The organism is Demequina sp. NBRC 110054, from assembly GCF_002090115.1.
Classification (GTDB): Bacteria; Actinomycetota; Actinomycetes; order Actinomycetales; family Demequinaceae; genus Demequina.
Genome location: NZ_BBRK01000004.1, coordinates 224,867 through 244,294, shown reverse-complemented (window position 1 = coordinate 244,294; position 19,428 = coordinate 224,867). Strand labels below are relative to the sequence as shown.

The following is a 19,428-nucleotide window of genomic DNA, read 5'->3' as shown; positions in this document are numbered from 1 at the left end:
CGGACAGCATTCCGGAACGGGTGGTCAGGCGTCAGGAGTGCCCGCGTACGGCCACGTTGCGAGGGACGATGCCGTTGCCAGGTCAGTCTCGCGTCGCTAGCCTCGGGAGCACCGTGCAACCCGCCCCGGAGGTTTCCCGTGCGACTCCTGTTGTCAGTGGTGGTGCTCGCGGTGAGCACGGCCGTCGCGACGGCCGCTCCGAGAGGCTCGATCGACGAGTTCATCGACGCGGAGATGCCCGCATCCGGCGCGCCTGGGATGGCGTACGCGGTCGTGACCGATGGCGAGCTGACCGAGTCGGGCGCACGCGGGGTGATGCGCGCGGGAACCGACGAGACCGTCACCCCGGACTCGCCCTTCGGGATCGGCTCGATCTCCAAGAGCTTCACCGCGCTCGCGGTCATGCAGCTGGCCGAGGCAGGGGATGTCGAACTGGACGCGGGCGTGGGCAGCTATCTGGACGCTCTGGCTGAGACGCCGGCCGGCGAGCCCACAGTGCGCGAGCTGCTCAGCCACACGAGCGGTTTCTCGACGCTGCAGGGCAACACCTCCCGTGGCGCGTCGACCGGCAGCCTCGAGGCGGCCGTCGCCGCGCTCGTCGACGTCGAGCCTGCCTACGCGCCGGGCACCGTCTGGGAGTACTCGAACACCAACTACCAGGTACTCGGAAGTCTCATCGAGGAGGTGTCCGGCTCCGACTACCAGTCGTACGTGACCGAGTACATCCTTGAGCCTGTCGGAATGGATCACAGCTTCGTCGCCGACGGCGAGGTCCACGAGGAAATGGCTACCGGTCATGTGCCGTGGTTCTGGACCAAGGGGCCCCTCGCCGAGGGCCCGACGGACGTCGTGACGGCTCCCCAGGGAGGAATCGTCGCGAGCGCGAGCGACGTGGCGGCCTACCTCGTCGTGATGATGAACGGCGAGGACGACGTGCTCAGCGCCGAGGGAAAGGCCGAGATGCTGCGGCCGGCGAGCGACGTCTCGCCGTTCTACGGACTGGGCTGGTACGTCGACACGGCCGATGGCACCGCGGGCCACACCGGTGCGATCCCCGGCGTCGAGACCCAGGCGACGATGCGGCCCGCCGGGGGCGATGCCGTCGTGGTCCTCGTCAACGGAGGCAGTGGGGTCGGCTTCGGCGAGACCGTGCAGCTGCGCTACGGGATCACCGCGCTCGCGCTGGGCCTGGACTACGCCGGCGAGGGTTCGCGCTGGTCGCAGAAGGCGCTCTTTCTCGGGCTTGCGCTCCTGCCGGTCGTGTACCTCCTGAGCATGGCGTGGGCATGGTGGCACCGCGCGGAGATTCGCGCCAAGGCCGGCGTGGCGGGACTGTTCAGCCTGTGGTTCCCGCTGCTCACCACCGCCGTGGCGGCGTGGGTGCTGCTGTTCCTGGTACCGGGCTGGATGGGGGCGCCGCTGTCGACCGTGTGGGTGTTCCAGCCCGACATGGCCCTCGTGATGACCGCCTCCGCGGTGGGAGGAGTCGCCTGGGCGGTGTTCCGCCTCGTCGTCGCCTACACCGGACGGTCCACGAGTCGCGGGCCGTCTACGGTGGCGGCGGGCTAGGCGTCCGGCGTGCCCGCGTAGGGCGCGGTTCCGTCGCCCATGGACGATGCGGTGGGGGCCTGGGTGCGTTCGCGACGGCCCGCGACGGCGGCGGTGATCAGGAACCACACGCCGAGCGCGCCGAGCGCGACGATCGCGATGAGCTCCAGGTCGATCTCGTAGCCGGACAGCTCGTACGCGACCATGACGCCCACGGCGGACGATGCGGCGCCGACGGTCGACCAGCCGAGACGCTGGGCGGGGCTGCGGCGGGGACGGGCGATGGTGTCCATCGGTCTCACTCCTCGATCTCGTTGATGGTGACGGTCGCGACGTCCTCGTCGGTGACGACGAGCGTGAGCGTCGGAGCGTCCTCGTCTGTCGCGACGGCGGCAAGAGTCGTGTCGGACCCTGCGACCGAGCACCACACCTCGCGCGCGGCCCACTCGACGTCGACCTGGGCGCTGTCGTCGGTCACGATGCTCACCGCGGTGCCGGAGGGGATCGTGATGAGGGTGTTCTCGGCCGAGAGCGACAGCTCCTGATCCGAGGTGAGGGCGCTCAGCGCGATCTGCTCGTTGCCACCCTCGCTCTCCATCGGGTTCGCGGCCGCGTCGTAGCAGTCGCCCCGGAGCACGACCGTCGAGTAGTCGTCGAAGTACGGGACGGGTGCCACCGTGGCCTCGGGGTCGGCGCTCGCCTCGGCCTCGGCCTCGGGCCCGGTCTCGGCCGAGGCCTCGCCGTCGCCCTCGTCGATCTCGAACTCCGGATCGATGTTGTCCTGGATCCAGCCCTCGACGGCGGACTTCACGTTCTCCTCGATCTCCGCGTCGTTCTCATGCTCCCAGTGCGGCAGGAAGGAGTGGTCCTCCTCCCAGTAGCCGCGCAGGCCGGTCGCGGCGGAGCCGATCAGCAGGACGGGGATGACGCCGAGCACGGTCAGCACGCCGAGGAAGCCGAGGCGACGGCCGAGCAGGCTGACGACGACGAGGATCGCTCCCCATCCGATGAGCACGGCCACGGGCCACGCGACGAGGGGATGCACCGCGAGCAGGTCATTCCGCTCGGCGATCCACAGGCCGACCCCCGACAGGACCAGCCAGGCGAGCGCCGTGAGGTAGCCGGCGGCCCCGGGACCCGGGATGCGGGACCGACGCCGCGCCTCGACCGCGGCGGCGTGAGCCTGACGCTGCGCCTCCGCGGCGCGTCGCTGAGCCTCCTGCTGGGCCTGCCATGCCTGCCGCTGCGCCTGCTGCTGCGCGTCCCATCCCTGTCGGTCCGCGTCCCAAGCGGCCTGTGCCGCCCCCGGGTGCGGGTCGCGTGTCGCCGCGTACGGCGGAGCGGCGGCAGGGCCAGCCTCCCCGGGAAGCGCGGCGTACACGGGCTCGGAGGCGGAGGGCGCTGCCGCTCCTGCCGCGTCGCTCGCGGCGGACCCGGGCTGGGCCCCGGCGCTCGGGGCGCTGTCCCGGCCGCGACGGATGAGGTAGATCACGAGCCACGTGAGGCCGCCGACGACGATGAACCACCACACGATGGCGAGCGTGTCGCCGACGCCCCAGCCGCCGTCCCACGGCCAGCCCTCGGACCAGCTCCACGGTGCGAGGCGCTTGAGCCCGTCGGGCAGCCCCCCGAGGCCGATCAGGGTGAGCAGCGCGATGCCGAGCAGGGCGCCGACGTTGGGGATGCCGCGGCCGAAGTTCTGGACGATGATGTTGCCGCGCCGGTCGGGCAGCAGCGCCCATCCCGCGGCGTAGGCGAGCACGCCGAAGCCCGCCGTCACCAGCGCGATGACGACGAAGATCAGGCGGGCCGGCACGCGTGCGAGGCCGATGCGCTCGCCCACGCCCTCGACGACGCCGCCGAGGATCCCGTGGTCTCCGCGTGTGAGGCCCCACGACCGGATGGTCGTGAAGAACGCGGCCTCGCGGGGCGGCTGCTCTCCCTGCTGGCTCATGATGACTCCCTCATGGTCGTGTGTCTGCCTCCATGCTCCCGCCGCGGGGTTCGCCCACGCTATTGGGTATCCCCCTGAGACGACCCCTGATCTTCGCGTGGATCCTTGGCGTCGGGGTCCGTCGCAGGAGGGACGACATGCTGAGGACCGCTCTGCCACGATGGGAGCGTGACCGACGAGCGCCTCGCGACCCCGCTGCGTCGCCGCGCCCCGCAGTCGCGGTGGTGGCTGGCGACGCTCGGAGGCCTGCTGCTCGCGATGGCGCTCACACTGCTCGCGCACCGGTGGGGCTTCATGGGCGTCGCACCATGGATGATCCCGGCGTTCCTGTTCGCCGCCTCGCTCGTGCTCGTGTGGAGCCCGCTCGAGAGCGCGGTCCAGTCGGACGCGCGGCGCCCCGACGTGGTCGCACTCTTCTCCAAGGACGCCTGGGCGCGCGTGGTGCTGGGCCTCGTCCTCGCGATCGTGACCCTCGTGTGGTTCGCGCAGTGGGAGTTCTCCGATGATCCGGTGCTCCGCGTGCTCCTCATGCCCGTGGTCGTCCTCGTCGCGTTCGCGCTCATCCTTGCGCCGTGGTGGCTGCGCCTGATCCGCCAGGTGGGCGTCGAGAGGGAGCGCCGCGTGCGAGAGTTCGAGCGCGCGGAGATCGCGGCTCACCTGCACGACTCGGTCCTGCAGACGCTCACCCTCATCAGGGCGAAGGCGAACGACCCCGATGCCGTGTCGAGACTCGCGAGGGCGCAGGAGCGTGACCTGCGCGCGTATCTCTATCAGGATCGCCGCAGCGAGGACGACTCGGTGGCGACCGCGCTCCAGCAGGCGGTGTCCGAGGTCGAGGACGCACACGGCGTGACCGTGGACGTCGTCCACGTCGGCGACGCCCCGACGGCGCGCGCGCTGCGGGCCGCGGTGAAAGCCGCGCGCGAGGCCGTCCAGAACGCCGCGCGGCACGGCAGTGAGCCGATCAGCGTCTACGCCGAGCTCACCGCGGACCGCTACGAGGTCTTCGTGAGGGACTCGGGCCCCGGCTTCGACCCGACGCAGGTCCCCGAGGACCGCGCGGGCATCCGCAACTCGATCGTGGGCCGCGCCCGCCGCTACGGCGGCGACGCGTCCATCGCGTCCGCTCCTGGCGGTCGCACCGAGGTCACCATCAGCGTGCCGCGTCAGGAGGAATGATGGACAGCAGCAGCACCACCAGAGTCGTCATCGTGGACGACCACGACGTGATCCGCGTCGGCGTGCGGGAGTCGCTCGACGACGACATCGAGGTCGTGGGGGAGGGGCGCGACGTCGAGTCCGCGATCGCGGCGGTGCGGCAGGCCCACCCCGAGGTCGTGATCCTCGACGTCCACCTGCCGGGGGGCACGGGCGGCGGGGCGCTCGACGTGCTCGCGGAGATTCTCACGGATCCCGAGCCGCCCCGGGTCCTCGCGCTGTCGGTCTCCGACGCCGCCGAGGACGTGGTCTCGACGGTGCGTGCAGGTGCGCGCGGCTACGTCACGAAGTCGATCTCCGGGCCGGAGCTTTCCGATGCGGTGCGACGCGTGGCCTCCGGAGACGCGGTGTTCTCCCCGCGGCTCGCGGGCTTCGTGCTCGACGCCTTCAACGTCGCCGGCGGCGAGGTCGCGCAGGCGGACGAGGACCTCGACAAGCTCACGGCCCGCGAGCAGGAGGTCATGCGGCTGATCGCTCGCGGCTACACGTACCGCGAGGTGGGGGAGAAGCTGTTCATCTCGATCAAGACCGTCGAGACGCATGTGGGCAAGGTGCTTCACAAGCTGCAGCTCACAAGCCGTCACGAGCTCGCTCATTGGGCCGCGCAGCGCCGCATCGTCTGACTGCGTGACGCATTCCTCAAACCGGTTCTCTCGCCCGCGAGCGCCCGTGAGCCGATAGGGAGGGGGAGAGCGACGCGACCGCGTCCCCAGTCCTTTCCGGAGGTGCGCGTGCTGGCTGCATGGATCGCTGCCTGGCGCCGCGCGCATGCGCAGCCGCCCGCGCTCGACCGTGCGCAGGTCGCTGCGCGAGAGGCCGCGGACGAGAGCTTCGTCGGGAAGTTCGTGACGTTCTACATGCTGTCGTCGGCAGTGTCAGCGTCCATGCTCCTGTGGTGGATGCGGGACCTCGCGACGGATCCGCGCTACGCCCCGCTCGCCCTGTTCACAGGCATCGTCGTCTTCGTCTACCTGGCTCTCTTCCTCGCCTCGCTCCGCGGCCACCACGTGCTCGCGAATGTCCTGTTCTTCTTCGTCGGCACGGCGCTGATCCTCGCCTACTCGCTGGTGTTCTCCGCAGCGGCGCAGGCGCATCTCCTGCTGCTGGGGATGTTCTTCGCTGCGCTGGTCTTCCTTCCGCCCGACCGGATCGCCATGCGATACGTCATGCCGACCGTGGCCGTCTCGGTCTATCTGATCGTCGAGTTCGGCCTCCCCTACGGCGCAGGATTCGCTCCGCTCGACGGCGAGGCCCTCGTCGGCGTCGCCGTCGTGGTCCGCGTGTGTGTGGTCGCACATGTGAGCATCGCGGTCGCCGCCATGCAGTACCGCTTCCGTTCCAGCCGCAGGATCCTGCAGGGCGTCGCGCGGCACGGGGAGAAGCGGGCGAACACCGACCAGCTCACAGGGCTCCACAACCGACGCCCGATGGTTCGTCGCCTCGAGGAGCTCGCCGCGCAGGGTGCGGGCGGCTACGCGATCGCGGTGATCGACGTCGACGAGTTCAAGGCGATCAACGACGGCCTCGGCCATGATTGCGGAGACCGCCTCATCAAGGAGGTCGCCGACATCCTCTCGAGCCGCTTCCGCGAGTCGGACATGGTGAGCCGCTGGGGAGGGGACGAGTTCCTCGTGATCATGTCGGATCTCTCGGGCCAGGACGTGCTCGCGGTCCTCGAGCGCGTGCGCACGACCGTCAACGGCTCGCCGCGCGTGTGCGGTGACCGGTCGGTCCGGGTGACCGTCTCGGTCGGCGCCGCCCTCGGGGCCCCGGGAGAGACGCCTGACGAGGTGATCACCGAGGCTGACCGTGCCCTGTATCTCGCCAAGGCCGCAGGCCGGGACCGTGTCGTCGTGCTCGGCGAGGGGATCGAACTGGTCTCTCGTGCGGCCCAGGGGGAGCGATGACGCGCGACAGGCGGCTCGGATACTCTCGCGGTGAGACCTCCCAGGGAGGTGGATCCTGACGCGCCCGCGCCTCTTCGACCGGCGCCGGGAGGCCGTGCGGGCCGCACCGGTGCCGCTCTCGCCTGTGCGCGCGCTCGAGCGGCAGGCGGAGGTCGTGCGCTTCCTGGGCCGGGCCGTCGTCGTGTATCTGGCCGCCGATGTCCTCGCGACGGCCGCGATGCTCTGGTTCGTGTACGGGCTCGCCGACGGGCCAGGGGGTCGGGGCCTGCTGGTCGGCACCTGGGTGCTCCTGGCCATCAACGCCGGCCTGCTCGCCGCGGCGATCAAGGGCTACCGGCTGTTCGCGAGCATGGCGGTGTTCTTCGTCGGCACCGTGGCGATCGTCCTCTACTCAGCCACGGTCTTCACCGACGCCAACGCCCACCTGCTCATCATCGGGCTCCTGTTCGCGGCCTACGTCCTCCTTCAGCCGGAGGAGGACGGCGCCCGATGGGCCATGGGGCTGTTCGGCCTCGCAGGCTTCCTCTACGTGGAGCTCCTGATCCCGCCTGGCAGCGGGCTCGTGCCGCTCGACAGCGAGCTCAACTCCCAGGTCGAGGCGGCGATTCGCATGGCGATGGCCGCGCACATCGCGGTCGACGTCGCCCTCATGCAGGTCCGGTTCGTGCAGAGCAGGCTGATCCTTCTCGGAGTGGCGCGCTACGCCGAGCTGCGGGCCACCACGGACGAGCTCACAGGCCTGTTCAACCGGCGACCCATGATCCAGCGGCTCGAGGAGCTCTCGGGTCGGGATGACTATGCGATCGCGCTGGTCGACGTCGACGAGTTCAAGACGGTGAACGACGTGCATGGCCACGAGTGTGGCGACCGCATGATCCAGAAGGTCGCGGAGACGATGCGGGTGCACTTCCGGGATGCCGACCTGGTGAGCCGCTGGGGAGGGGACGAGTTCCTCGTGCTGCTCGCCGGGATGCGGCCCGGCGACCTCGAGCCGCTGCTTGAGAGACTCCGTGAGGCCGTCGGGGAGACCCCGCTCCCTCATGAAGGCGGGCTCCTCTCGGTCACCGTCTCGATCGGCGCGGCGATGGGGCGCGAGGGCTCCGAGCCGGACGACGTCATCGCCGCGGCAGACGGTGCCCTGTACCGCGCCAAGCAGGAGGGTCGCGACCGCGTGGTCGTGCTCGGCGAGGCCGACTGCGACGAGGTGCCACAGGCGTCGGATTGAGGGCTTCGTTCCTGCAACTTCGTCGTTCCAGATATTGGTAAGGGACATCCGGGGCAAGCGGGATGTGACGCGCGTCACGCCCGGGTCCGCGGAGTCATCCCTCCCCCTAGCGTGGAGGGATGCACCGCCGTGCATTCTCCGAGCTGAGGTCGTGGACGATCCTCGACCGCCGCCGCGGTCGCCGTGACGCGCCCGTGGCGCTGTCGCCCGCCCAGGCGCGAGCGGCGGCCCGGCTCGAGCGGGAGCGGACGGTGCAGTTCGCCCGCGGGTACATCGTGTACTCGATCCTCATGGTGATCGGCGTGCTCGCGATGTCACTGCGCAACGACCTGCCGCAGTTCGGCGCCATCGCCGGGGTCGCGATCGTCGTACTCGCCCTGGCGTTCGTGCTCAGCTACCTCGCGCCCCTGCTCCTTGCAGGCATCATCGTCCTGCTCGTGAATGTCTCCCTGCCGATACTCCTGACCCTCGCGTTCTCGAAGGAGGCGTCCTTCGACCTCCTGCTGCTCGGGGTGGGGCTCGCACTCTTCGTGCTGCTCTTCGACGAGTCGCTGTACCTGAAGATCGGCTTCATGTTCCTGATCTGCGGTGCATTCGTCGTCCTCCAGATCGTCCCCGTGGGCCATCCGGAGGCGCTCGGCGTCGACATGGCTCGGCTCGAGATCGCCTCCTTCGCGTGCAACATGCTCACGGTGGCGACGGGGATGATCGCGGTCCTGGTGCTGCAGCTGAGGTTCGCCGCCACGCGCCGGATCCTCGAGGGGGTGGCACGGTTCGGCGAGCTCCAGGCGGCGACCGACCCGCTCACGGGGCTGGTCAACCGCCGACCCGTATACGACCAGCTCGAGCGGCTCGCGCGGGAGGGGCGCGCGTCCTACGCGATCGCGGTCCTCGACCTCGACAACTTCAAGGATGTCAACGACTCGTTCGGTCATGAGTGCGGCGACGCCGCGATCAGCCTCGTGGCGGACGTGCTCGCCGACTCGTTCCGCGAGGAGGACATCGTGTCCCGCTGGGGAGGGGACGAGTTCGTCGTGGTCATCCCGCGCGTGCTGACCGTCGAGGTCCCGCAGGTGCTCGAGCGGGTGAGGAGGCAGGTCGCCGCCGCGGAGCTCGCCTGCAAGGGCCGCGGGACGTCCCTCACGGTCTCGATCGGCGCCGCTCATGGGCGTCCTGGCCGCACCCCGGATGACTGCTTCGCCGCGGCCGACCACGCGCTCTACCGTGCGAAGCAGGAGGGACGTGATCGCGTCGTCCTGGTCGACGACTACGCGCCGGTCGAGCCGGACTCGAAGCACGCCGATGACGCGCGCTGACGCGGGCCCCGACACGACTCCGTGCGTCGGAGGCTGCACCTAGACTGGCCCGGTCATGGATGCGCTCTTCGATCTCACGGACCCCGCCGACCAGACCCCGGCGCCCACCCAGCCCGCCACCTCGGCGCTCGTCGAGGGGCTCAACCCTCCCCAGGCGGAGGCTGTCCTGCATCAGGGCCACGCGCTGCTGATCATCGCGGGCGCGGGCTCGGGCAAGACCCGCGTGCTGACGCACCGCATCGCTCATCTGCTCGAGTCGGGCCGCGCGCGTCCGCACGAGATCCTCGCGATCACGTTCACGAACAAGGCGGCGGGGGAGATGCGCGAGCGCGTCGCCGCGCTGGTGGGCCCTGAGGCCCGCCACATGTGGGTGTCCACGTTCCACTCGGCGTGCGTGAGGATCCTGCGACAGCACCACGAGGCCGCGGGTCTGCGCTCGTCGTTCTCGATCTACGACACCGCCGACTCGGTCAACCTCATGAAGCTCGTCATGAAGGAGCTCGAGCTCGACCCGAAGAAGTTCACGCCGAAGGCGATCCTGGGGCGCATCGGCACGTTCAAGGACGAGCTCATCAGCCCCGAGCAGGCGCTCGCGGCCAACGAGGGCAAGAGCCGGTTCAGCATCGATCATGCTGCCGCGATCGCGTACGGTCCGTACCAGCGCCGCCTCGCCGCGGCACACGCCGTCGACTTCGACGACATCATCGTGCGCACGGTCCACCTCATGCAGGACCACCCCGAGATCGCGGGGGAGTACCGCGCGCGCTTCCGCCACGTGCTCGTCGACGAGTACCAGGACACCAACCACGCCCAGTACGTGCTCGTGCGCGAGCTGGTCGGCGCGTCAGGGGAGCTGACCGTCGTCGGTGACGCCGACCAGTCCATCTATGCGTTCCGTGGCGCGACGATCCGCAACATCCTGGAGTTCGAGAAGGACTACCCGGAGGCGCACATCGTCCACCTCGAGCAGAACTACCGCTCGACGCAGACCATCCTGTCCGCCGCCAACGCGGTGATCGCGAACAACGAGGGCCGGCGACCCAAGCACCTGTGGACCGACGCCGGCGCGGGCGCACGCATCATGGGCTTCTCCGGCGACTCCGAGCAGGATGAGGCGCAGTTCGTCGCCGACGAGATCAAGCGCCTCATGCGCGAGGACGACGTGAACCCGTCCGATGTCGCGATCATGTACCGCGCCAACGCGCAGTCGCGCGCGCTCGAGGAGCGCTTCATGCGCGCCGACATCCCCTACAAGGTGATCGGTGGCACGCGCTTCTACGAGCGCAAGGAGATCAAGGACATGCTCGCCTACCTGGCGGCGGTCGTGAACGAGGACGACGACGTGGCGACGCGACGCATCGTCAACACCCCCAAGCGCGGGATCGGCGATGCGGCAGTCGACTCCGTCGCGATCCTGCAGCGCGCGAACGCCGTGGCGCCGATCAGCTTCGGTGCCGCCCTGCGCAAGGCGGACGAGGCCGGCCTCGCGACCCGCTCGCTGCGGTCGATCCAGGACTTCGTCGCCCTCATGGACGACCTGCGCTCGCTCGCGGTCGACAACGGCCCGGCGGGCGTGCTCGACGCGATCGCCGACCGCAGCGGCCTGCTGTCGACCCTTCGCTCGTCTGACGACCCGCAGGACGAGACGCGGATCGAGAACATCATGGAGCTCGTGGCGGTCGGCCGTGAGTTCTCGGAGGAGAATCCGGACGGCACGCTCGCGGACTTCCTCGAGAAGGTCGCGCTCGTCGCCGACGCGGACCAGCTCCCCGACGCCGAGGGCACGGGCGGCGTCGTCACGCTCATGACGCTGCACACCGCCAAGGGCCTCGAGTTCCCCGTCGTCTTCCTCACGGGCATGGAGGACGGGACCTTCCCGCACATGCGCTCGATCGAGTCGGGTAACGTGAAGGACATGGAGGAGGAGCGGCGCCTCGCCTACGTGGGGCTGACGCGTGCCCGCCAGCGGCTGTACCTCTCGCGCGCTGAGGTGCGCTCGAGCTGGGGTGCGCCGCAGTACTTCGGAGCGTCGCGCTTCGTCGACGAGATCCCTTCCGAGCTCATGGAGTGGAAGAAGTCGAAGGCGTCGATGGCGGCCCTGCGCGCGCGCTCGGACCGCGGCTCGTCGCGCTCGGGAGCGTGGTCAGGCATGGGCTACGGCGGCAACCAGGATCGCGGCGACGGCAACTCGTACTCGCGCGCCGGCGCGGTGTCGACGCGACGCGTGCCGCCGAGCCCGCCGGGCTCGGGCGGGGGCGACACCGGGTTCGAGGTCGGCGACCGCGTGCTGCACGACAAGTTCGGCATGGGCAAGGTCGTCGGCACCGAGGGCTCGGGCCGCAATGCCGTCGCGAAGGTCGACTTCGGCAGCGAGGTCAAGCGCCTCGTGCTGCGCTTCAACAACCTCGAGAAGCTCTAGCCGGGAGGCGCCTCGACGACGCGTCCCCTGCGGGACCTTGGACCCGCATTCCGAGTAGGCTCGTCCCGGACCCCGAACCTGCGGAGGAATGATGGAATCCAAGACGTCCAAGGTCTCGATCATCGGAGCCGGGGCGGTGGGCTCGACCCTCGCCTATGCAGGGCTGATGCGCGGATTCGCGCGCACCGTCGCCCTGTACGACATCAACAAGGCGAAGGTCGAGGCGGAGGCGCTCGACCTCGCGCAGGGCATCCAGTTCATGCCCGAGGCGACCGTGCTCGGATCGGACGATGTCGAGGTCGTGCGTGACTCGGACGTCGTCGTGATCACGGCCGGCGCGAAGCAGCAGCCCGGCCAGTCCCGCATGGAGCTCGCGGGGGCGACGATCTCGCTCATGGACAAGGTCCTGCCGCCGCTGCTGAAGGTCGCGCCCGACGCGATCTACATCCTCGTGACGAACCCGGTCGACGTCGTGACGTACGCCGCGATCAAGAAGTCCGGCATGGATCCCGCCCAGATGTTCGGCTCGGGAACCGCCCTCGACACCTCACGCCTGCGCCACCAGATCGCGGCGAAGTGCGACATCGCGGTGGGCAACGTCCACGGCTACATCGCGGGCGAGCACGGCGACTCCGAGGTCGCGCTGTGGTCGTCCGCGACGATCGGCGGCCAGCTGCTGACGGAGTGGCGCGGACGCGACGGCGAGGTCGTCATGACCCCCGAGGTGCGCGAGCAGATCCACCACGACGTCATGCGCTCCGCGTACACGATCATCGAAGGCAAGGGCGCGACGAACTATGCGGTCGGCGTCGCGGGCGCGCGCATCGTCGAAGCCGTGCTCGGCGACCAGCGCCGCATCATGCCCGTGTCCACGCTCATCGATTACCCGAACGTCGGCGAGGTCTGCATGTCCCTCCCCGCCGTCATCGGCCGCCATGGCATCGAGCATCACGCGTCGGTGCCCATGAACGCGGAGGAGCAGGCCGCGCTCGAGGCGTCGGCCCGCTCGATCCGCGAGACCGCGGAGAAGTTCGGGGTCGCCTGAGCGGAGCGTGAAGGAGCCCCGGGGAGATCTCCCCGGGGCTCCTTCACGTCTGACCGCCGGTCGGCGGCACACGGGGCCGGATGGCGCGTGGAGGCTCAGCCGTCTCGCGCGGCCTTTGCCTTCTTCTTCAGCTTTGTGACCAGTTCCGCGAGATCGCTGTCGGTCTTTCGGATCGTGGACGCCCCCGCATAGCGGTTGGTCTCCTTCGCCTCGACCACGGCGGTCTTGAGCTTGTGCTTCTGCGCCGTGGAGAGATGGTTCTTCGCGAGTGCGCTGTTCCTGAACTTCACGGCAGTCTCGATCGTGGTCGTGAGCTCGCGGTATGCCGTGCGCTTGGTGATCGCACGTGCCTTGAGCTTCGACACGGTCTCAGCCAGGGCCTTCGCCTCGGCGGCGCGTGCCTTCGAGGTGCCCTTCGCGCGCAGCGCCTTGGCGTCGGCGATGTCGCTCTTGAGAGAGCGGTTCTGCGTCGGGGTGAGGAAGCGCGAGAGAGAGCCGTCGCGGAGCTTGACCGCTGCCTCGATGGATGCGGTGAGCTCCTCGCGCGCCGTGGGGACCGCGACCTCCGCCGCGCCGATGTCGTTCGCCTGGCCCTGGGGGCGCGTGATCCCGCGCGCATCGACGTCGACGTCGTACGTCGCCGGGACGGCGTCGATCAGCGGACTGCCGTCCGTCGGGAGCATCGTGGGCACGTCGCCGCCGTTGTCGGCGAGGGCCTTAAGCAGCGGATCGAGGCCGTCGCCGATGTCGCCCGTGCCGGACCAGTCGTCGGTGCAGGTGCCGTCGACGTCGAAGTTGCCGGCGGTGTGAACGGCGTCGTCGATGGTGCCGCTGACCGTGCATGCCGAGGTGCCTGCGGTCGACGCGAACACGTTGCCGACAACCTCGACCGAGCGCGCGGTCACGAGTGCATCCGCCGCTCCGGGGCTCGCGTTGTCCGCGAACGTGTTGTGGAGCAGTGCGACGGTGGACTCCGAGGACGCGACGACGGCGCCGAGGCCGGTCTCGTTGCCCACGAACGTCGAGTTCGTGATGGTGCGATCCGACTCGTCGTCCGCGGCGAGCGACAGCAGTCCCGTCCCGACGCCCGCAGAGTTGAACGCGAACGTGGAGGAGTCGATCTCCACCCGCCCGCCGGCCTGCAGGAGGCTGGCGTCGAGGTGGTCCGTGAAGAGCGATCCGGTGATGTCGAGCGAGGCCGAGTCGTCGTTCATCATGATCGCGCTGGCCGTGAGCGCGCCGTTGGCGGTGAACGTACTGCCGGTCACCGTGAGCGGCACCTCGGAGTAGATCGCCCCGCCGGTTCCCTCAGCGGTGTTGTCCTCGAACGTGGAGTCCTCGACGGCGAGGCTTCCCTCACCGTCGGCGTAGATCGCGCCTCCGTTGCCCGCCGCGGCAGCGGAGGTGTTCGACGTGTTCGAGTCGAAGGTCGAGCCCGTGATGGTGGCGTTCATGTCGCGCAGCTGGAGCGCGCCGAAGCCCTCCCCGTTCTGGTTCGCGAACGTCGAGTCCTCGATCGTCACCTCGCCGGAGTCGCTCAGATAGGTCATCATGATCGCCATCGCCGTGGTGCTCGAGCCGGTGTAGTCGAACGTCGAGTCGGTGATCGTGGCCGTGCCGTCGACGTACATGAAGTAGGGGCGCGCGTCGTCGGCCTGATGCACGGTGACGTTGTCCACCACGATGGCCTTGCGGGCGTCGAGCGAGAAGCCGAAGTCGCCGTCGCTGCCGAAGCCGTCGATGGTGAGGTCGCGCATCGTGAGGTTGGCGTCCAGGGTGGTGTAGGCGTGGGCCTCGATGAACGGCCCCATCCGCGTGCCGTCCCACGTGACCGTGTGTCCCTGGCCGTCGATGGTGAGGTCCTGGTGCTTGTAGTACCACTCGCCGCCGGGAGCCGAGAAGTCGGCCGTGATGACGATGGTGTCGGCGCCCGCGTTGTCCATCGCGGCCTGCACCGCCGCGGCCCACGAGTCCGCGTCGTAAGCCTCGAGCGTCGTCGCGTGCGCGGGCGAGGCAGTGACCGCGGTGAGGCCCGCGGCGAGCAGTGCGGTGCCGGTGGCGAGTGCGAGGGCGCGCTCGCGCGGGCGTGTGAGATCGATCGTCATGGTGTTCCCCCCAGAATTCGACCCGACGGGCGAAGCGTCCGTCCTGGTATCGGCGTCACCCTAGCGCTGATGCGACACAAGATGACAGATCAACCGTGATCCTCAGGAAATCATGATGAACGCGCACCCCCGGCGGCACACGGGGCCGGATGGCGCGTGGAGGCTCAGCCGTCTCGCGCGGCCTTTGCCTTCTTCTTCAGCTTTGTGACCAGTTCCGCGAGATCGCTGTCGGTCTTTCGGATCGTGGACGCCCCCGCATAGCGGTTGGTCTCCTTCGCCTCGACCACGGCGGTCTTGAGCTTGTGCTTCTGCGCCGTGGAGAGATGGTTCTTCGCGAGTGCGCTGTTCCTGAACTTCACGGCAGTCTCGATCGTGGTCGTGAGCTCGCGGTATGCCGTGCGCTTGGTGATCGCACGTGCCTTGAGCTTCGACACGGTCTCAGCCAGGGCCTTCGCCTCGGCGGCGCGTGCCTTCGAGGTGCCCTTCGCGCGCAGCGCCTTGGCGTCGGCGATGTCGCTCTTGAGAGAGCGGTTCTGCGTCGGGGTGAGGAAGCGCGAGAGAGAGCCGTCGCGGAGTTTGACCGCTGCCTCGATGGATGCGGTGAGCTCCTCGCGCGCCGTGGGGACCGCGACCTCCGCCGCGCCGATGTCGTTCGCCTGGCCCTGGGGGCGCGTGATCCCGCGCGCATCGACGTCGACGTCGTACGTCGCCGGGACGGCGTCGATCAGCGGGCTGCCGTCCGTCGGGAGCATCGTGGGCACGTAGCCGCCGTTGTCGGCGAGGGCCTTAAGCAGCGGATCGAGGCCGTCGCCGATGTCGCCCGTGCCGGACCAGTCGTCGGTGCAGGTGCCGTCGACGTCGAAGTTGGACGCCGTGATCGCTCCCTCGCTGGTGTCGATCTGACAGCTGGCAGTGCCGGACGTCGAGGCGAAGACGTTGCCGATGAGCGTGACGTCCGGGGCGAAGGCGCGGACGTCGGCCACGTTCGGGCTGGTGTTGTCGGCGAATGTGTTGTGCAGGAGGGAGATCGTGTCTTCGGAGGACGCGACGACGATGCCGAAGCCGGTGTCGTTGCCGACGAACGTCGAGTTGGTGATGAGGTGGTCGACGAAGTCGTCGGACACGATCTCGAGCAGGCCCGTGGAGTCCGCGGTGGAGTTGTCGGCGAACGTGGAGGAGTCGATGGCCACGGGCCCATAGGCGCTCAGGACGCTCGAGTCGGTGTTGCCGCTGAAGAACGAGCCAGTGACCGTGATGGACATGCTCGCGTCGCCCACGGCGATCGCGCTGCCGGTGAGGGCGCTGCTGCCGGTGAACGTGCTGCCGGTCACCGTGAGCGGCACCTCGGAGTAGATCGCCCCGCCGGCTTCGTCAGCGGTGTTGTCCTCGAACGTGGAGTCCTCGACGATGAGGCTGCCCTCGCCCTCGGCGTTGATCGCGCCGCCGTCGACCGCGGACCTGTTCGAGTCGAACCTGGAGCCGGTCACCGTGGCGTCGACGTCGAGCAGTTGGAGCGCGCCCCAGTCGGTCGCGTTCTGGTAGCTGAAGGTCGAGTTCTGGATCGTGACCTCGCCGACCTCGCTCAGATAGGTCTCGATCACGGCGGCCTCGGTCGTGCTCGATCCGGTGTAGCTGAACTCGGAGTCCGTGATGGTGGCGGTGCCGTCGGCGTAGATGAAGAACGGCCGCGCGCCGTCGGCCTGGTGCACGGTGACGTCCTCGACGACGACGGCCTGCCGTGCGTCCAGGCTGAACGCGAACAGGCCCTCCGAGCCGAAACCATCGATCGTGATGTCCCGCAGAGTGAGGTTGGCGTCCAGCGTCGTGTAGGCGTGCGCCTGGATGAATGCGCCCTCATCCGTGCCGTCCCACGTGACCGTGTGCCCCTGGCCGTCGATCGTGAGGTCCTCGTGCTCGGTGTACCAGGCGTCCCCGGGCGCGGAGAAGTCGGCCGTGATGAGGATCGTGTCGGCGCCGTCGTTGTCGATCGCGGCCTGCACCGCCGCGGCCCACGAGTCCGCGTCGTAGGCCTCGAGCGTCGCGGCGTGCGCGGGCGCGGCTGTGACCGCGGTGAGGCCCGTCCCGAGCAGCGTCGCGGCGGTGGCGAGCGCGAGGGCGCGCTCGCGCGGGCGTGTGAGATCGATCGTCATGGTGTTCCCCCCGGAATCTGACCCGACGGCGCTGCGTCCGTCCTGGTATCGGCGTCACCTTAGCGCTGATGCGACACAGGATGACAGATCAACCGTGATCCTCAGGAAATCGTGATGAACGCCGCCCCGCACCATCGGTGGAAGTCTCGCGCCGACGCTTCTGGCTGTGCTGTGCCCTGCCTTCGCACGCGGACGCGGGAGGGCCCCGGGGAGTCGCTCCCCGGGGCCCTTGTGCGGCTCCTCGGATCGAGGGCTCGTGCGTCGCGGCTCACCTGGCAGGTACGAGCTCCGGCTCGGGCGACTCGGTATCGACGTGGGGCTCGACCTCGATCCGCATCTCGGGAAGCCACTGCAGCCCGCGCGGCAGGTACCAGTTCCAGCGTCCGAGCAGCGTCATGAGCGATGGCACCAGGATCGTGCGCACGATCGTGGCGTCGAGGATCACCGCCGCGGCGAGCCCGAAGCCCATCTGCGCGAACTCCGCGAGGTCGCCCAGGGCGAAGCCCGCGAAGACGGCCACCATGATCAGCGCGGCCCCAGTGATGAGAGAGCCCGTGCGGCTGAGGCCGTGGACGACCGCGACCTTCGTGGTGTCGCCCGCGTCGTGCCGCTCCTTGATGCGGGTCAGCAGGAACACGTGATAGTCCATCGACAGGCCGAACAGGACGGCGAAGAGGAACAGCGGGATCCAGGGTGCGATCGCGTCCGTCTGGGGCATGCCGAGCAGATCTGCGCCGACGCCCCACTGGAACACCACGACCATGAGCCCGTAGGCCGCCCCCGCGCTGAGGAGGTTCAGCATGATCGCGGTCGCGGGGATGACGATCGAGCGGAAGGCGACGAGCAGCAGCACGAACGAGGCACCGAGCACCGCGAGCAGCACCCAGGGCGTCGCGTCGGTCACGATCGACGTGAAGTCGGTCGACTCGGCCTGAGCGCCGCCGACATACGCCTCGAGGCCCGTGCCGTCGATGTGCTCGCGCAGGTCGGCAAGAGCCTCCTCGGCCCGCTCGTCGGCCCCGCCGAAGACGTCCTTGGCGTCGATGAACGCGGTGTCGCCGCGCCAGTCGACCGTCGTCTGCGCGTAGGCCGCGGAATCGTCGATCCAGGCGGCGAGCTCCTCGACGGCCACCGCATCGTCCGTGGCGTTCTCGATCGCGACGACGGTGGTCTCGGCACCGTAGCCGAAGTCCTCGACGAGGACCTCCTGCGCGACGCGGAACTCGTTGTCCTCGGGAAGGGACTCGAGACCGGGGAAGGCGAGCCGCATGGAGGCGAACGGCACGGCGAGCGCGATCAGCACTGCGAGCCCTCCGACGAGGCTCACGATCGGACGGCCGGTGACCGTGCGTGCGACGCCGCGCCACACGCGGGGCTCTCCGCCGCCGCGGCTCAGCGGCACGCGGCCCTTGTTGACCCGGTGCCCGAGCAGCCGCAGGACGGCCGGCAGGAGGGTGAGCGCGGTGACGACGGCCATGATCGCCGACAGCATCGCGCCCGCGCCGAGGCTGCGCATGATGGTGCTCGGCACAAGGAGCATCCCCGCGAGCGAGACGAGCACGGTGAGGCCCGAGAACAGGACCGCACGGTTCGCGGTGCCGCCGGCGACGCCGACAGCGTCGAGCGGGGAGCGCCCCTTGGCGAGCTCCTCGCGGAAGCGCTGGACGACGACGAGCGTGTAGTCCACGCCGAGCGCGAGGCCCATCATCGTGATCATGTTGACGATGAAGAACGACAGGTCGAATGCGGAGCCGATCATGGCGGTCGCGCCGATGGCGGTGGTGATCGACACGAGGCTCACGAGCAGCGGGATCCCCGCCGCGACCAGGGCGCCGAAGACGCCGATGAGGATGAGGATCGCGACGCCGACGCCGATCAGCTCTCCGCGGACCAGAGTGTCCTCCGCGAGCCCGTCGAACATCGCCTCCCCCGTGAGCGGACCGAAGCTGAGGAACTCGATCCCCTCACGCTCGAGCGTGTCGGTCGCGGCGAGCAGCTCCTCGCCGGTGGCGTCGGGGTGATCGGCGGCGACCGTCACGTCGACAAGCAGGCTCGTGCCCGACGCTGACGGTGCGGGCGAGACCGAGGCCGAGTCGACGCCCTCGACCGTGAGGGCTGCGGCGACCGCGTCCTCTCCGGCCTGGGCGAGTGCGCCTGCCGAGGCCGAGTCGACGGCGTTGACCACGATCGTCTCGGTGACCGGGCCCTCCTCGCCGCCTCGCTCGCGCTCGTCGATCTCCGCGGCGGTGTCCGAGTCCGTGGCGACGAGGTTGCTGTCGTCCTGGACGAGTGCGTTGCCGAGGCTTCCCGACAGAGCGAACGCGCCGGCGACGAGAAGCACCCACAATCCGATGGTCAGCCATGGCCGGGAGGCCGAGCTGCGGGCGAGGCGCCCGGTGAGTCCGATGGTCATGATGTGGTCCCCTCCACTGGGTGCGGCGCGCTGGGCCGGCGCCACTGAGTCCACAGTCGCGCCGCGCCCCGCGGCCCCACAGCCCGCGCGAGAGCGAAACGAGACCCTCGCGCGAGGGGTTCGCGGTC

At 69.6% G+C, this 19,428-nt stretch carries 13 protein-coding genes; 8 read left to right on the top strand and 5 right to left on the bottom strand.

What is annotated here, in order from left to right; translation table 11 throughout:
• Positions 1–138 precede the first annotated feature (138 nt).
• Positions 139–1,569: a serine hydrolase gene (locus tag B7K23_RS01080; protein WP_084124372.1), complete on the top strand. Its 1,431-nt coding sequence runs from the start codon at positions 139–141 to the stop codon at positions 1,567–1,569.
• On the opposite strand, the gene B7K23_RS01075 is transcribed toward B7K23_RS01080, so the two are convergent.
• Both B7K23_RS01075 and B7K23_RS01070 read right to left on the bottom strand, forming a co-directional pair.
• The gene (locus B7K23_RS01075) at positions 1,566–1,841 is read right to left on the bottom strand and encodes a hypothetical protein (RefSeq protein ID WP_084124370.1); all 276 of its coding nucleotides are present in this window, start codon (positions 1,839–1,841) and stop codon (positions 1,566–1,568) included. The two genes, B7K23_RS01080 and B7K23_RS01075, sit on opposite strands and share 4 nt — an antisense overlap.
• Before the next feature lie 5 nt (positions 1,842–1,846).
• Entirely contained in the window at positions 1,847–3,502 is a 1,656-nt protein-coding gene (locus tag B7K23_RS01070) for a PspC domain-containing protein (protein ID WP_084124368.1), read from the bottom strand.
• Between the two features lie 168 nt (positions 3,503–3,670).
• Between B7K23_RS01070 and B7K23_RS01065 the strand changes: the two genes are divergently transcribed.
• The 7 genes from B7K23_RS01065 to B7K23_RS01035 all read left to right on the top strand — a co-directional run bounded on the left by B7K23_RS01065 (position 3,671) and on the right by B7K23_RS01035 (position 12,632).
• A complete protein-coding gene (locus tag B7K23_RS01065) occupies positions 3,671–4,681 on the top strand; it encodes a sensor histidine kinase (RefSeq protein WP_084124366.1) in 1,011 nt (336 codons plus the stop codon).
• The gene (locus B7K23_RS01060) at positions 4,681–5,343 is read left to right on the top strand and encodes a response regulator transcription factor (protein ID WP_084124364.1); all 663 of its coding nucleotides are present in this window, start codon (positions 4,681–4,683) and stop codon (positions 5,341–5,343) included. The genes B7K23_RS01065 and B7K23_RS01060 overlap by 1 nt, the downstream gene beginning before the upstream one ends.
• A 108-nt stretch (positions 5,344–5,451) precedes the next feature.
• Positions 5,452–6,627, top strand: coding sequence for a diguanylate cyclase (locus B7K23_RS01055; RefSeq protein ID WP_143338030.1), 1,176 nt, complete (start codon positions 5,452–5,454; stop codon positions 6,625–6,627).
• A gap of 94 nt (positions 6,628–6,721) precedes the next feature.
• Positions 6,722–7,852 (top strand): GGDEF domain-containing protein, encoded by a 1,131-nt coding sequence (locus B7K23_RS01050; protein WP_143338029.1) that lies wholly within the window; start codon positions 6,722–6,724, stop codon positions 7,850–7,852.
• A 119-nt stretch (positions 7,853–7,971) separates the two neighbouring features.
• Positions 7,972–9,168 carry a GGDEF domain-containing protein gene (locus B7K23_RS01045; protein ID WP_084124358.1) on the top strand — a complete coding sequence of 399 codons (1,197 nt, stop codon included), beginning with the start codon at positions 7,972–7,974 and terminating at the stop codon, positions 9,166–9,168.
• 55 nt (positions 9,169–9,223) lie between these two features.
• Complete coding sequence (gene pcrA / locus B7K23_RS01040) at positions 9,224–11,587, top strand: DNA helicase PcrA (protein ID WP_084124356.1); 2,364 nt, start codon at positions 9,224–9,226, stop codon at positions 11,585–11,587.
• Between the two features lie 91 nt (positions 11,588–11,678).
• On the top strand, positions 11,679–12,632 hold the full coding sequence (locus B7K23_RS01035; protein WP_084124354.1) for an L-lactate dehydrogenase: 954 nt from the start codon (positions 11,679–11,681) through the stop codon (positions 12,630–12,632).
• A 95-nt stretch (positions 12,633–12,727) separates the two neighbouring features.
• Here B7K23_RS01035 and B7K23_RS01030 read toward each other — a convergent pair whose 3' ends face one another.
• The 3 genes from B7K23_RS01030 to B7K23_RS01020 form a co-directional block, all read right to left on the bottom strand.
• On the bottom strand, positions 12,728–14,737 hold the full coding sequence (locus B7K23_RS01030; RefSeq protein WP_084124352.1) for a right-handed parallel beta-helix repeat-containing protein: 2,010 nt from the start codon (positions 14,735–14,737) through the stop codon (positions 12,728–12,730).
• Between the two features lie 164 nt (positions 14,738–14,901).
• Entirely contained in the window at positions 14,902–16,887 is a 1,986-nt protein-coding gene (locus tag B7K23_RS01025; RefSeq protein WP_084124350.1) for a right-handed parallel beta-helix repeat-containing protein, read from the bottom strand.
• A gap of 268 nt (positions 16,888–17,155) precedes the next feature.
• A complete protein-coding gene (locus B7K23_RS01020; RefSeq protein ID WP_159451257.1) occupies positions 17,156–19,300 on the bottom strand; it encodes an MMPL family transporter in 2,145 nt (714 codons plus the stop codon).
• Between the last annotated feature and the right edge of the window lie 128 nt (positions 19,301–19,428).

What these genes read in the sequence shown, in the direction of transcription:
- pcrA (WP_084124356.1), top strand. Translation starts at nt 9,224, where the DNA reads ATGGATGCGCTCTTCGATCTCACGGACCCCGCCGACCAGACCCCGGCG.
- B7K23_RS01060 (WP_084124364.1), top strand. Translation starts at nt 4,681, where the DNA reads ATGGACAGCAGCAGCACCACCAGAGTCGTCATCGTGGACGACCACGAC.
- B7K23_RS01025 (WP_084124350.1), bottom strand. Translation starts at nt 16,887, where the DNA reads ATGACGATCGATCTCACACGCCCGCGCGAGCGCGCCCTCGCGCTCGCC.
- B7K23_RS01035 (WP_084124354.1), top strand. Translation starts at nt 11,679, where the DNA reads ATGGAATCCAAGACGTCCAAGGTCTCGATCATCGGAGCCGGGGCGGTG.
- B7K23_RS01075 (WP_084124370.1), bottom strand. Translation starts at nt 1,841, where the DNA reads ATGGACACCATCGCCCGTCCCCGCCGCAGCCCCGCCCAGCGTCTCGGC.
- B7K23_RS01070 (WP_084124368.1), bottom strand. Translation starts at nt 3,502, where the DNA reads ATGAGCCAGCAGGGAGAGCAGCCGCCCCGCGAGGCCGCGTTCTTCACG.
- B7K23_RS01020 (WP_159451257.1), bottom strand. Translation starts at nt 19,300, where the DNA reads ATGACCATCGGACTCACCGGGCGCCTCGCCCGCAGCTCGGCCTCCCGG.
- B7K23_RS01045 (WP_084124358.1), top strand. Translation starts at nt 7,972, where the DNA reads ATGCACCGCCGTGCATTCTCCGAGCTGAGGTCGTGGACGATCCTCGAC.
- B7K23_RS01030 (WP_084124352.1), bottom strand. Translation starts at nt 14,737, where the DNA reads ATGACGATCGATCTCACACGCCCGCGCGAGCGCGCCCTCGCACTCGCC.